Below are 14,723 nucleotides of genomic sequence, written 5' to 3'. Positions count from 1 at the left end.
TATATTTCACTATGGTTATCAATATAAAAGCTTAGATCGGATAAACTATTGATCATACATGTAGGTGGTACGGATTAAAGATGAAATCAAGGAACAAATGGTGACATTTTTTATTAATAATACGCAATGGTGTCATCTATGGTTTAAAATTTATAAGTAACTCATTTCAACAATAAAAAGAATGGGTTATGGAATGACTATTTGTTTAAATACAGCGGTCTTCTGCTTTATACATTAATAGCACTGTATATATCCTGAGATATAGGTATACAACGCTTTTGGGCATTTTGAAAAGAGGTTCTGGAGGTAGTTCTCAAAAGATGATTTTCTTAAGAACATTGTTTTTAATTGCCTCAACAGCCTCAATAAGTGCAATCGCTCAAGAAACGCACTTAACAGGAAAAACAATACATTTCTGTGGAGACGGTGCAGAGTGGCCTCCTTATTCTTTCTGGAAACGAGTAGATGGAGAAAAGACCAAGGAAGTGACAGGTTATGATGTAGATATCATTACTGAAATTTTATCCAAGCATAAAATTAAAGCTCTATTTTTTCTCCCTCCCTGGAAACGCTGCCTACTTGAAGCGGAAAAAAACACTAACTATCAAGTGGCTTTAAGCTCTTCTTATAGTGATGAAAGGAAGATCCGTTTTCTGTTCACTCAATCTTACTATTCAATAACACCAAAATTTTTCTATTCAACAAAAAGGTATCCAGATGGTCCACCAGATATAAGCTCAGTGAAGGAACTTTTGAGCTATAAAGTATGTGGTTTACATTCTTATAACTATACCGGTTTCGCGGAAGGCATTCGTAATGAAGATATTAATATGATTGCTAAAAAATTTGATCAGGTCATCTCTTTAACCTTAAAAAACCGGTGCGATCTTTTTTTAGCTCGCTATGAAATTTTGTCTGGCTTTACCAGCATAGGTGAAGACTTTCTAAGCAGAGGCGATATTAAAGCTATGCCTATTCCTCATGGACACTCAGATCCCTTTTACTTATTGATATCCCGAAAATTCGAATATGCTTATGAGTTAAAGGGTATTTTAGATGAGGGTTTCACTGACTTACGCCGATCTGGAAGAATGCAAACTATTCTAGAGCGGTATGTGAAATAATATTCGCTATTCAATAACTGTGGGCAGCATTTGCCCACAGCAATGAAAGTCACTTAACTTGGCAAGACGAGCAAATGAGCATTATCACAATGACTCAGCATGAGGTCGCGCATTTCATCTGGGTTTTTATTGATGACCACGGCGTTATCTGCCGTACTGTGAGAAGAATCTTCCTCAGGATGAGCAAAAGTGATTAACCGTGAAACCCAAAATCGAAATGCAGCAAACTGCAAAATCACTGGCCAGGCCATTCGCTCTTCATCAGTAAATGACCGCACGTCATGGTAAGCTCTTAATAAAGAAATCGTTTTAACTTCATCAAGTACTAAACTATCTTGTCGACACCAGTCATTAACTGTTACCGCAATATCGTACAACCAATAGTCATAACACGCATTATAAAAATCGATGATGCCTGTAATACAATCTCCAGTGAATAGTGCATTATCATGAAATAAGTCACCATGAATAATACCTTGTGGAATATTCACTGTATCAAAAAACTGTTGAAAGCGTTTTAACTGCTTATTCAGTAACTCAGCATCATTAGACGAAACCAATGGTGTCAAGCGCTCAATTTGAGTCACTATCCACGCCATTCCTCGTTGATTTTCTTGCTTAAGCGAACTGCCAGATACCGCCTGATGGATCTTACCCAGCATTTCACCAATGGCATGACACTGCTCATTAGTTGGAATAGGGCTATGTTTTCCTGCAAGACACACCTGTAATAACGAGGGCTTACCATGTAAATCATGCAGTGCTTGACCTGAAGCATCTCGCAATGACTTTGGAATAGGCAGATTTTTATCAGCCAACAGATCCGTCAAGCTGACAAAAAACGGCATTACGTTATGTGGTAAATACTCAAAAATAGTCAAAACATAACGCGTTATATTTCCATTGCTTTTTAAGTCAACAAAATAGTTGGTATTTTCAACCCCAGCAGCTATGCCCTCATAATGTACTAATTCCCCTAATGAGTATTTACTAATAAAATGTTCAACTTCAGCTTGGCTCAGGTGTGTATAGACAGACATAACTACTGCTCAATTTTTTTTGCTTACCACTCTAAGATTTTCCATGAAGGAATAAGCATCTCAGGGCGATCAGTTCGAATAAAATTACCTTCACCATCAGCGGCTACTAGAAAATAAGGCTTGCCTACCTTAGGTACAACCTTGATTGCGTACACAAAGCCATTGTGACGGTATTCATGAATAATTTTATCCTTACTTTCACGAATAACAACATCATTATCAGGTCTTATCGCTTCATCTTCAGCGATGACCGAAGTATTCACTGCCCCAGTAAAACACAGCGCAAGTAAAGCTTTAATGAGTAAACGTTTCATAGGTTACCCCAGAAGTTGCATTGATGTTCCTGTAGGGTGACATGAATGTCATCCACAAACCACTAGCTTCCTTTCCTACCTCATTTTTCAACGAATAAACAAGGACAAGCTATGAGTATAAGCGCATCACTTTATAAACGTCACCTACTGTAGACTAAGTCACTGACTGTTCAACGCTGTACTGTTAACAAGCTCTTAAATAATACGACGATCATTGACTACATCAACGTTTGAATACAAATATTATCAACTCAAAATTAAAGCACGTAAGTACTTATCACATTCTGCACTCAATGAGTTATACCCAAAGCCATGGGTATAACTCATTATCACAAATAATATACCTATAGCGAAGGGTATATCTCAGAAATGAAAAACACTTCAGCAAAGATTAATTTATGCCAATGATATTATTTTTGATATTACACATGTGGTGAGAAAGATATAATCCCATGTTAATGGAAAGCAACATGAGTTATGACCCCATGAAATGCCTTATAACACACTGTGTGTCTATTATATTTCCTCTACTTCCGTAAACTAGAGCTCTTTTGCAGTTCATTCAGTGTATGCCACAATATGTCCCTATTGCGAAGAGTATATACACTTCATCGATGCATTTTATTGTACTCTCCTTATCCATTTTTAGAGATAGCTAATTGAATCAATGACCACAAAAACGCCCAAAAAACCACTTGTTCTCGTTGATGGCTCTTCCTATTTATTTAGGGCTTATCATGCCATGCCTGCATTGACCAACTCATCAGGAGAGCCAACAGGTGCTGTTCGCGGTGTCATCAGCATGATTCGCCGCTTACAAAAGGACTATCCAAGTAGCTCAGTAGTGGTCATTTTTGACGCAAAAGGCCCTACATTCCGCAATGATATTTATGCTGACTACAAAGCCCATCGCCCGCCAATGCCAGACGAGCTTAGAGTGCAAATTGAACCAATTCACCGCATTATAAAAGCAATGGGGCTACCTTTATTGGTTATTGATGGCGTCGAAGCTGATGATGTTATTGGCACGCTTGCTAACGAAGCAACAACAAAAGGTATTGAGGTCATTGTTTCAACTGGGGATAAAGATCTTGCCCAGCTAGTCAGCAAACATGTTACATTGATTAACACCATGAATGATCGTACAACAACGATCGAAAGCCTTCAGGAAAAGTATGGTTTTGGTCCTGAACTGTTTGTAGATTACCTTGCATTGATGGGAGATAAAGTTGATAACATACCAGGCGTACCAGGTGTAGGTGAAAAGACTGCACTCGCTTTATTACAGGGACTTGGTAGTCTGGATAACATTTATCAACAGTTAGAACGCATTGCTGAATTAAGTTTTCGTGGCTCAAAAAGTATGGCAAAAAAGCTTGAAGAGCATAAAGAGCAAGCCTATTTATCACGAACCTTAGCAACGATCAAAACGGATGTTGACCTTCCCTTCTCCCTGGAAAAACTTAAAGTAGATGATATTAATAACGAGGAGCTGGTAACACTTTTCACCCAGCTGGAGTTTAAAGGCTGGCTGGAAGAACTTCTTGGTAATCAACAAGAAACTCTGCCAGAAAACAAGCAGGCTCCTGCTGACTACCACACTATTTTCACCCAAAAAGATTTTCAAAACTGGTTAGATCGGTTGAAAAAAGCACCGATCATTGCATTTGATACTGAGACCACCAGCTTAAACTATATGGAGGCAGAAATTGTCGGTGTGTCCTTTGCGGTGCAGGTTGGTGAAGCTGCCTATGTCCCCGTTGCTCATACCTACCCAGGTTGCCCTGATCAGTTAGATCGTGATTGGGTACTTACCCAATTAAAGCCTTTGCTAGAAGCTGAAAAACCAGGAAAAATTGGGCAAAACCTTAAATACGATATGAGTGTCTTAGCGCGTTATGATATCGAGCTAAAAGGTATTGCGGCTGACACTATGCTGGAATCCTATGTATTGAATTCCACCGCAACACGACATGATATGGATAGCTTGGCGTTAAAATATCTAGGCTACAAAACCACTCATTATGAAGATGTTGCTGGTAAAGGTGCAAAACAAATTACCTTTGACCAGGTTGGTATTGAGCAAGCTGCACCTTATGCAGCAGAAGATGCTGATATTACGCTGCAACTGTATCATACACTGTGGCCCAAGTTAGAGGCCGAGTCCAAATTGGCTTCGTTATGTGATTCTGTAGAAAAGCCGCTGATCCCAGTGCTTTCACGAATGGAACGTAATGGTGCCCTCATTGATAGTGCTCTGCTGAATAAACAGTCAAAAGAGCTTGCTAAACGACTTGCTGAGTTAGAGCAACAAGCCTATGATGCTGCGGGTCAAACATTCAACCTGGGCTCACCAAAACAGTTACAAGAAATATTCTTTGAAAAGCTCAAGTTACCTGTTATTAAAAAGACACCTAAAGGCCAACCCTCTACAGCAGAACCTGTATTACAGGAGCTTGCTCTGGATTACCCTCTGCCCAAGCTTATCTTAGAGTATCGTGGTCTCAGTAAGTTAAAATCAACCTATACTGATCGACTTCCAGAGCAGGTTAACCCACATACTGACCGTGTTCACACATCATTCCATCAGGCCGTCACTGCAACAGGACGTCTTTCATCTTCTGACCCTAACTTACAAAATATTCCTATTCGTTCTGCAGAAGGCCGACGGATTCGCCAAGCATTTATTGCCCCTAAAGGCTACAAAATTGTTTCAGCAGACTACTCGCAGATTGAGTTACGTATCATGGCTCATCTTTCTGCTGACAGCGGTTTAAAAAGTGCGTTTGCTCATGGTATGGATGTACATAAAGCGACTGCAGCAGAAGTCTTTGGTGTGCCTCATAAAGAAGTCACCGATAACCAACGGCGTAATGCTAAAGCAATTAACTTTGGTCTGATCTACGGCATGTCAGCCTTTGGGCTGGCAAAGCAGTTAGGTATTTCTCGGCAGTCAGCCCAAGAATATATTGATTTGTATTTTGAGCGCTATCCTGGCGTACTGAATTATATGGAGTCAATACGCGAGCAGGCTGCAGAGCAAGGTTATGTTGAAACGATATTGGGCCGCCGTTTGTATCTGCCTGAAATACGTTCACGCAATGCTTTGCAACGTAAAGCAGCAGAACGCACCGCGATTAATGCACCTATGCAAGGCACAGCAGCAGATATCATCAAACAAGCGATGATTGCTGTTGATCAGTGGCTGTCTGAGCAAAAAGTCAATGCCAAAATGATTATGCAAGTTCACGATGAACTTGTATTTGAAGTTCAAGAAGAGCAAGTGGCATTTCTCACTGAGAACATTAAGTCTCTTATGGAAAAAACCACATTGTTGGATGTTCCATTACTGGTCGATGTTGGGGTTGGTAATAACTGGGATGAAGCACACTAAAGGGCATTTCTTTGTAGAAAGCATCGAATTTGGTGCATTTTTATACCGTTTATCAGGGGAAATATTTTTTTACAAAAACTAGGAACTTCTACCAACACGCTCAGTCTTAACAATTAAGCGGTCGTGATGACTGACTTAACTACTCCTTATGTGTTTAGTGTTGGCACTTCCTCCGTTAAGCCCCCAAGTTAGCGGAGTCTATGAAAGCTCCAGTTACTGATCTCCCCCAAGTAACTGGAGTATTTTTTATTGTTCTACATTAATTATTTTTTCATCTAACAGCCAAGTAGACAGCTGCTTTTTTAGCTCGTCAACGCCCATCTTATTTAAAGAAGAAAACAACTGTAGCGAAACGAGGTTACCAAAAGGCTTTAACTCACGCTGAATCTTCAACGCAGCTTGTTTGGCAGCACCAAATTTTAGCTTATCACTTTTCGTTAACAGAATATGGACCGGTTTTTGGTAGTACTCAGCCCATTCCAGCATTATTTGGTCAAACTCTTTTAATGGATGACGAATATCCATCAGCAGTATTATGCCAATCAGTGAGTCACGGTTTTGTAAATAATCCTCAAGATGCTTCTGCCATTCGGCTTTAACTGCCTCAGGTACCTTGGCGTAGCCATAACCAGGTAAATCCACCAAGCGATACGTTTCTGAAAGCGCAAAAAAATTGATTAGCTGAGTACGACCAGGTGTTTTACTGGTACGCGCCAACTTTTTTGAGCCAGTGAGTGCATTTAATGCACTGGACTTTCCTGCGTTGGACCGTCCAGCAAACGCAACCTCACGACCTTTATCCTCAGGGCATTGTGATAGCTTAGCTGCACTTTTGATAAAAGTGACTTGCTCAAAATTCAGGGTTTGTTGAGGTTGTTCTGAACTCATGCTTTTCTCAGTTGATAACAAAATTTAAAGCTTATATACCCACAGCGAAGGGTATAGCATATTCTATTGATCTTATCCTAAGCATAATTACTACTCCATAGCTGAATAATATCCTGAAATATAATGCTTATTAGTAGACCATTGTTGTATGTACGTTCCCGTTAGGTTGCAGATTAGTGTATAATCCACTCGCCAAGGCGTAAGCCACTATAAAATAATGTAATTTACGCGTATTATTCGACTTCCTGCAAGCTATGCCCTCAGCAATATGGTCGTTTGGTAAGATTGTCAAATACAGACAATTCCGCTTAACACCTCACCGCAAGGGGTACAATTCAGCTGTTGTGTGAGTTTTTTAACACGCCATACAGCCATAGTCATACAGAGCAGGTGAGATCAATAAAACAAGGTGACCTGTAATGTAATTGCATTATAGGGATAAATAAACACTACGACTTGCTGGTACTGGATTAGCTGATGAAAAGAGTACTTTTTTTTAGCTGCATATTGATGATGGGGGTAACGGGTCTAGTTCACGCAACTGAAGGTGATGTCACGGCAGGAAAAGCAAAATCAGCGGTATGTTCTGCTTGCCATGGTGCCACAGGCATCAGTGCTGCCCCAACCTTTCCTCACCTTGCTGGACAAGGACAACGCTACCTGCTTAAACAGCTTGTGGATGTTAAGTCAGGTGCACGCGATATTCCTGAAATGACTGGCTTTGTAGCTAGTTTATCTGAGCAGGATATGGCGGACATTGCAGCTTTCTACGCTTCACAAAAACCTCCTGTTGGAGCAACAAAGGCAGATAAAGTTGCCTTAGGTGAACGCATTTATCGTGCAGGCCATAAAGATAAAGGCATTCCTGCCTGTACAGCTTGCCACTCACCCACAGGTAAAGGTAACGAGCTAGCGGGCTTTCCACATTTATCGGGTCAATTTGCAGATTATACAGCCAAACAACTTAGAGCTTTTCGTGAAGGTGAGCGCACCAATGATGGTGATTCTAAGATCATGCGCACTATTGCAGAAAAGCTTAGTAATAAAGAGGTTGATGCCGTCGCTAGTTATGTACAAGGTTTAAGATAACTGTTTTTACTAGCACTTCAGATCACACATCAATCTTAATAAGCATAAACCCGGCTAATGCCGGGTTTATTTTTTAGGAGATCAATACAGTGATTGTCTTTTAGTGTCCATCAAAGCTATTGATTGCACCATACAGCTCTGGACGACGGTCACGAAACAATCCCCAGCTTTGTCTTGCTAAAGCCGCCTCATCTAAATCTACGGTTGTGATAACCGTATGCTCCTGCACTCGATCTGCCTGAGCTAACACTTCTCCTGTATACCCCGTGATAAAAGAGCTTCCATAATAAGTAGAACTAAACGATGTGGCAGGTTCTTGGCCTACTCGGTTAGCCGCAATAACGGGGACCATATTAGCCGCACTATGCCCTTGCATAGTACGTTGCCAATGGGCTTGAGAGTCTAGTGTTGGATCTTGTGGTTCATCACCAATCGCAGTTGGGTAAAGTAGTACCTCAGCACCTTGTAATACCATCACACGAGCAGCTTCAGGGAACCACTGATCCCAGCAAATACCCACACCTAAGGATCCATATTGAGTAGCCCAAACTTTAAACCCAGTATCACCAGGTGAAAAATAGAACTTCTCTTGATAGCCAGGTCCATCCGGTATATGGCTTTTACGATAGATCCCCATGATCTCACCCGAGGCATCAATCATTACTAACGAATTAAAATAACTCTGCCCTGCACGCTCAAAAAAACTGATAGGCAAAACAACCTTATGTTGCTTAGCCAACTTAGACATGTGTTTAAGTAAGTCACTATTCTGAGCTGATTGAGCTTGCTTAAAAAACTCAGGTTTTTGCTCTTTACAAAAATAGTGGCCAACAAAAAGTTCAGGTAGCAGAATAACTTGCGCATCCTGCTGTGCTGCAGCTTTCACCAAAGTTGAAGCATGCTCAACGTTTTCAGAGTATTCATTACTGCATGCCATTTGAATGGCAGCAAATGTCACCAAGCGACTCATGGCTTAATCACTCTTCTAAATAAGTGTAACCCGTTATTCCCTGACACAGTTCGGTTAATAACCGCGCCTGCTCTTCAGCATCAAGGTTAGATTGCTCCAACTGCCTTTGATATGAAGCCATTAACGCATCAGGCAGCTGATCAACATACTTCAACATGTTTTCAACCGTATCACCGTGCTTAACCTGATCAACCTGATAATTACCCTGTTTATCTATATGCACAGAGACCGAGTCAGTATCGCCAAACAGGTTATGCATATCACCCAGAATTTCTTGATATGCCCCCACCAGAAAAAAACCCAGTAAATAAGGTTTATCTGCCTGGTAATTAGGAAGTGGCAATGTAGATTCTAGGCCTTGGCCATCCACATATTGTTTTATTACACCATCAGAGTCGCAGGTAATATCCTGAATAACTGCACGTACAGAAGGCGCCTGCTCAAGTCCTGAAAGTGGCAAAATAGGAAATATTTGTCCGATCCCCCAGGCATCAGGCAAAGACTGAAAGAGTGAAAAGTTAACGAAAAACTTATGCATCAGTTTTTCATTGAGCTCATCAATGATCGTACGGTGAGCACGGTTTCGATGATTTAAATACCTTAACAACTGTGCACACGTCGCGAAGTGTATTTCTTCTGCCAATGCCCGCTCTTGCAACGTTGTTACACCATGAGTAAAGAGCGAATTAACCTCAGCCATGTCATCTTGCGTGTCGTGGTAAATTTCAACCAAAGCACGATCATTTCGTCGCTGACTGAGTGTTGAAAAGTCATGCCACATATTATGCAAGAGTTGATGGGCATCGGATTCAGGCTCTGTCGGCTGGGTAATTTTAGGTGCTTCAACCCCAATCACATTAGTGATTAATAACGCATGATGAGCAGTAAGTGACCGGCCAGATTCAGAAATTAAACGCGGGTGTGGTATGTCATGTTCACGACAAATTGTGCTGAACGCATAGACCACATTATTCGCATATTCCTGCATATTATAATTACTGGAGCAGTTACTTTGTGAGCGTGTTCCCTCGTAATCAATGCTTAATCCACCCCCAACATCCACTATTTGAATCGCCGCGCCCAACTGATGAAGGGCCATAAAAAAGCGTGAACATTCCCGTAATCCAGACTGGATATCACGAATATGCGCTATTTGACTGCCCATATGGAAGTGCAATAACTGAAGATAATGAAGGGCATCATGAGTTTTAAGTCGTTCTACGACATCAAGCACCTGAGCTGCAGATAAACCAAACTTTGACTTTTCACCACAGGAGGTCTCCCATTTACCTTTACCCTGTGATGCCAATTTTGCCCGAACACCAATACGTGGTGTGACATTCAGTTCAGCGGCTTCTGATAATATAAGGTCTAACTCTGAAATCTTTTCAATGACAATATAAACTTGATGACCAATGCGCTCACCAATCAGCGCCAGTCGGATGTATTCCCGATCTTTATAGCCATTACAGATAATGACAGAGTTACTTTCTGCCGCAAAACCCAGGACGGTTAATAACTCAGCTTTACTTCCTGCCTCTAAGCCCAGCTGTTTGACACTGGTTTCTGCCTGACTGGCCAGCAATCCTTCAACAACCTGGCGGTGTTGGTTAACCTTAATAGGATAAACGGCAACATAATCGCCACCGTAATCATACTGTGTTATTGCATTATTAAATGCATTACACAACTTATGTACTTGGTTTTGTAAAATATCAGGAAAGCGCACAAGCACTGGTAGGCGGGTATTTTGCTGCTGAAGGTTAGTGGTGAGTTCGGCTAAATTAACTGAACTTTCCTTAGTCGGGTGAACAACAACGTCTCCTTGTTCACTCACCGAAAAATAACCATTACCCCAAAATTGTACATTATACGTGTCTAGTGCATCAGACACAGTCCAATCATTGTTCACTGCAAGCCCCTTAATAAAAAAAGGCGAATGGGGTTGAGTACGCAGAACGCACAATCGTTTTTGAAGCGCACTCACTCTTGGTTCTTGGGTAAAGACCCTAGCTCTTTTATTTTACAGCTATTGCATCCAACGCCTGATGGATATACTGCGGTAATGCAAACGACCCACAGTGTATTTCAGGGTTGTAATAGCGCGTTTGTATAGCACTGGCCTTAAAATGTTTTGCGATATCGGCCGATGACTGTGCACGTAGCTGAGTATTATTTGTAGCCCACGCGAAGGTCATAATCCCACCAATATAAGTAGGCACTGCTGCACTATAGAAGCTTACGTCCTTGAAATAAGGTGTTAAACGCTGATAGGTAGTGGTCACTTCGCTTAGCTGCATATATGACACACCATTTTGCGTGACTAAAATACCGCCATCCTTCAAGCATCGCTTACAGCCATCGTAAAAACGCGAACTGAATAAAACCTCACCTGGCCCAACGGGATCAGTTGAGTCGGAGATAATGACATCAAACTGCTCTTGTGTCGTATTTACGAAGTCAACGCCATCTGCAATCACTAAATGTGTACGTGAATCATCAAACGCACCCTTTGAGTGATTAGGTAAATACTCTCGACACATATCAACTACTTGCTGGTCTATTTCAACCATGGTGACATGTTCAACCTGAGGATGCTTTAACACCTCACGCAACATCCCTCCATCACCGCCACCAATGATCAATACACGTTTTGCATCACCATGGGCCAAAATGGGTACATGTGCCAGCATTTCATGGTAAATAAATTCATCCGCTTCTGTGGTCTGAATAATTCCATCTAATGCCATGACTCGACCAAACACCTTGTTTTCAAAAATAATAAGGTGTTGGTGATCTGTTTTGTTTTCAAATAAAACCTTATCTACAACAAATCCCTGCAAATAATGGTTGTGCAGAGTCTCCAGATAAGTCTCTCTCTGGTCTATTTTGGTCAACATTTCGAATTCCTAGCGCATTGCGTTACTTAGAGACTTTGCCACGCATCAAATCATTAATATCTGTTCGTGAAGGGCTAAAAGCCTGCTCTAGTATGGGAATTGCTTTGTGGGGCTCAGCATCTCCACACATAAATACATCAAACGCAGCAAAATTGCGCTCAGGCCATGTATGAACACTGATATGTGACTCTGCCAGGACAGCAACACCAGAGATACCCCCATTAGGAGTAAAGTGATGAAGATGTATATGAAGCAGTGTTGCACCTGCGACTTCAACAGCATCACGTAGTGTTTTCTCCATGAGCTGAAGATCGTCAAGCTTGGTAGCCTGCCATAAGTCGATAATTAGATGAGAACCCGCAAATGTAACACCATCTCGCGTAATAAAATGGTCTTGAGAGAGAATGGATTCTGGGTGAAGATTTTCGTGGGTGGGCCAGCTATCAGTTGTAACAGGTACAACTTGAGCATGAGTAAGCGTGTTTCGCATTTAAACAAACTCCAGTCAGTTATGTGCACAGAGCATTAAGCGGCTAACTGTGCACCATTAAACCTTTAGAACCATAGGTACCTTCTTATGTGAATTTCAGTTTTCAGTTAAAGCAATCTTGAGTATCTACCCCACCAGTCAACTTGCCGAGTTTAACTCGACTGCAGGCTACTTCATAAAGATAGATTAATACTTAACGAAAACACTTATATTCAAATAAAATCTTTTTTCAAACTCAGGCAAAATACTTGTTGGTTTGTTTTAACGATATTAGGGAAGCATTTAAAACCAGGATCAGAGTAGTACTGTGAAGTCACTCTGTATGCGGTGGAGCCATCCCTAAAGCGTATATGTTAAAAGATTTTTCGCGGATTCTAAGCATAATCATTATAAAATGCGAGTGATTTTTTCATGATAAACTTGCTTAATTGCGACACTCTGTTAAAACGACAAGTGTTTTATAGTGAACGTAAAAACCATACCTTCTTCCACCACAAACAGCTTACTAATCGATAAGTGACACAAGGAAGGAGAAAAATGGACCTGCTCCTTTAACGCTTCCCTGCTACTATGTCAGACTTTGTTATTGTGTCAGGCTTTACGACGTGAAAGGCGTTAATTTAGCCTTTTACTGCAGCCAGTTTCAATCTTCGCAAATAAAACAACCTCAGGATTAAGAGTGTTTTAACTCACAGCACCACAATAACAATGAAATACCCTTTGTCGAGGGGATAGTGAGTGAGCTTTTGTAAAGATTTGTGGTCCAACTCAACCTTAGGCAAACTGAACTCAACTACCAGGAGTGAACTAAGAATGATTAAAAACTTGTCCCGTTTATTGCTTCCTTTAGCAGTCATGCCAGTTATGGCAATTGCGGCAGAAACATTTCAGGAAGGAAAAGACTATATCGTCTTGTCCCAGCCCGTAAAAACAGCTGATGCTAACAAAGTTAACGTGACTGAAGTTTTTTCCTATAGCTGCCCTCACTGCTACAACCTAGAGCCATACATCAATAAGTGGGCGGAGACACTGCCTGAAGACGTAAAGTTCCAAAAAATCCCAGCTGTAACCAAAGGGTTATGGGGACAGCATGCACGTCTCTTTTTTACCATTAATGCTCTAAAATTAGATAAGAAAGTGCATTCAGATATTTTTAACGCATTTCATAAAGAGCGTAATAAGCTGGCTGCACCAGAGGCTATGGCGAAGTTCTTAACAAAATATGATGTTAAAAAAGAGTCATTCGAACAAACATTTAACTCTTTTGGCGTAAGCAGCCAAATGAACTTAGCCGCAGCTAAATTCCGTGGCTATCGCCTGACAGGAGTTCCAGCTGTTATTGTAAATGGCAAATATCGGGTCAACGCACCTAAGAACAAAGTGACTGCTGTTGCTGATTTCTTAATTGAAAAAGAAAGGGCGTTGCTTAAAGAAAAAGCGGCTCCTGCCACAACAGCTAAAGTAGAAACAAAAGAAGAAGGTAACAATGAAGCAAACGTGAAGTCTTCAGCAGCCAAAGAAGACTAACCAATGGCACAATAGACCTGCTTATTACAAAGGCTATTTAATATGCGCAGTAGGTAGCGCCTGGAATGAGGTTTTTATGCTCCAGACATCCGTCAGAACGTTAAAGCAACTGGTCACTTCTCGAGAACAAGCCCAGCCTGCATTAGCGAATGTGATGTCTGAAAATACCTTACAGCCACCTGCTGTGATATTAAGCAACCGACTTAGAATGTTGAGTTTTAATATTCAGGTAGGCATTAATACTCAACACTATCGGCATTACGTGACACGCAGCTGGCAACATGTCTTACCTTCTCAACGCCGTAATGAAAACCTGGATCAAATAGCGCATTTACTAAGAGGGTTTGACCTTGTCGCGCTACAAGAGGTTGATGGTGGAAGTATTCGTAGTGGCTATATAAACCAAACTGAGTACTTGGCTCGAAAAGGACACTTCCCTTACTGGTACCACCAGCTAAACCGAGACTTGGGTCGATTCGCGCAACACAGTAATGGTTTCCTTTGTCGTGCTAATCCCCTACAAGTTGAAGACCATAAACTGCCAGGACGACTACCAGGTAGAGGTGCCATTGTGGTTCGCCTGGGGAATGAAGATGACCATATTATTATTGTCATGATGCACCTCTCATTAAGTCAGCGTAGCCGAAATCGACAACTTTCTTATATTTATGAGCTGATTGCCGAACACAAACATATCGTCTTAATGGGGGATATGAATACGCATGCAGAACAGTTATTAGAAAAAACGCCACTACGTTATGGCCATCTGCGCCCTGTCCATAATGGAGAGTTTACTTTCCCAAGCTGGCGCCCTTCCCGCTCCATAGACCACATACTCGTCAGTGATGAAATAAAAATTAAAGAAGTGAATGTTCTCAATAAACGGTTATCTGACCACCTACCTGTTGCAGTCGATATCGAACTTCCTTTTCAACTGGCTTTTCCTAACTAACGCCTTAACAACATTATTTCATTCACTTACCTTGG

At 41.2% G+C, this 14,723-nt stretch carries 12 protein-coding genes; 5 read left to right on the top strand and 7 right to left on the bottom strand.

Going from position 1 to position 14,723, the window contains the following annotated elements:
* The first annotated feature begins 278 nt into the window (after positions 1-278).
* Complete coding sequence (locus KCG35_RS07110) at positions 279-1,124, top strand: substrate-binding periplasmic protein (protein ID WP_215818987.1); 846 nt, start codon at positions 279-281, stop codon at positions 1,122-1,124.
* Positions 1,125-1,177: 53 nt separating this feature from the next.
* Here KCG35_RS07110 and KCG35_RS07105 read toward each other — a convergent pair whose 3' ends face one another.
* Both KCG35_RS07105 and KCG35_RS07100 read right to left on the bottom strand, forming a co-directional pair.
* Positions 1,178-2,164 carry a homoserine kinase gene (locus KCG35_RS07105; RefSeq protein WP_215818986.1) on the bottom strand — a complete coding sequence of 329 codons (987 nt, stop codon included), beginning with the start codon at positions 2,162-2,164 and terminating at the stop codon, positions 1,178-1,180.
* A 23-nt stretch (positions 2,165-2,187) separates the two neighbouring features.
* Complete coding sequence (locus tag KCG35_RS07100; protein WP_215818985.1) at positions 2,188-2,478, bottom strand: DUF2782 domain-containing protein; 291 nt, start codon at positions 2,476-2,478, stop codon at positions 2,188-2,190.
* 667 nt (positions 2,479-3,145) lie between these two features.
* On the opposite strand from KCG35_RS07100, the gene polA reads away from it, so the two are divergent.
* Positions 3,146-5,872: a DNA polymerase I gene (polA, locus tag KCG35_RS07095; RefSeq protein ID WP_215818984.1), complete on the top strand. Its 2,727-nt coding sequence runs from the start codon at positions 3,146-3,148 to the stop codon at positions 5,870-5,872.
* Positions 5,873-6,118: 246 nt separating this feature from the next.
* On the opposite strand, the gene yihA is transcribed toward polA, so the two are convergent.
* Positions 6,119-6,760, bottom strand: a complete 642-nt coding sequence (yihA, locus tag KCG35_RS07090; protein ID WP_215818983.1) for a ribosome biogenesis GTP-binding protein YihA/YsxC — start codon at positions 6,758-6,760, stop codon at positions 6,119-6,121.
* A gap of 477 nt (positions 6,761-7,237) precedes the next feature.
* On the opposite strand from yihA, the gene KCG35_RS07085 reads away from it, so the two are divergent.
* Positions 7,238-7,849: a c-type cytochrome gene (locus KCG35_RS07085; protein ID WP_215818982.1), complete on the top strand. Its 612-nt coding sequence runs from the start codon at positions 7,238-7,240 to the stop codon at positions 7,847-7,849.
* Positions 7,850-7,949: 100 nt separating this feature from the next.
* On the opposite strand, the gene aguB is transcribed toward KCG35_RS07085, so the two are convergent.
* The 4 genes from aguB to speD form a co-directional block, all read right to left on the bottom strand.
* Positions 7,950-8,819 (bottom strand): N-carbamoylputrescine amidase, encoded by an 870-nt coding sequence (gene aguB, locus KCG35_RS07080; protein ID WP_215818981.1) that lies wholly within the window; start codon positions 8,817-8,819, stop codon positions 7,950-7,952.
* A 7-nt stretch (positions 8,820-8,826) separates the two neighbouring features.
* Positions 8,827-10,731, bottom strand: coding sequence for a biosynthetic arginine decarboxylase (speA, locus tag KCG35_RS07075; RefSeq protein WP_215818980.1), 1,905 nt, complete (start codon positions 10,729-10,731; stop codon positions 8,827-8,829).
* Between the two features lie 106 nt (positions 10,732-10,837).
* The gene (gene speE / locus KCG35_RS07070) at positions 10,838-11,719 is read right to left on the bottom strand and encodes a polyamine aminopropyltransferase (protein ID WP_230409068.1); all 882 of its coding nucleotides are present in this window, start codon (positions 11,717-11,719) and stop codon (positions 10,838-10,840) included.
* A 22-nt stretch (positions 11,720-11,741) separates the two neighbouring features.
* Entirely contained in the window at positions 11,742-12,209 is a 468-nt protein-coding gene (gene speD, locus KCG35_RS07065; RefSeq protein ID WP_215818979.1) for an adenosylmethionine decarboxylase, read from the bottom strand.
* Positions 12,210-13,022: 813 nt separating this feature from the next.
* Here speD and KCG35_RS07060 point away from each other — a divergent pair.
* Entirely contained in the window at positions 13,023-13,736 is a 714-nt protein-coding gene (locus KCG35_RS07060; protein ID WP_215818978.1) for a thiol:disulfide interchange protein DsbA/DsbL, read from the top strand.
* A gap of 76 nt (positions 13,737-13,812) precedes the next feature.
* A complete protein-coding gene (locus KCG35_RS07055) occupies positions 13,813-14,688 on the top strand; it encodes an endonuclease/exonuclease/phosphatase family protein (protein WP_230409067.1) in 876 nt (291 codons plus the stop codon).
* Positions 14,689-14,723: the final 35 nt, after the last annotated feature.

Origin of the sequence: Zooshikella harenae, assembly GCF_018837975.1 — a bacterium.
Classification (GTDB): Bacteria; Pseudomonadota; Gammaproteobacteria; order Pseudomonadales; family Zooshikellaceae; genus Zooshikella; species Zooshikella harenae.
This window is presented reverse-complemented; position numbering and strand designations above follow the sequence as displayed.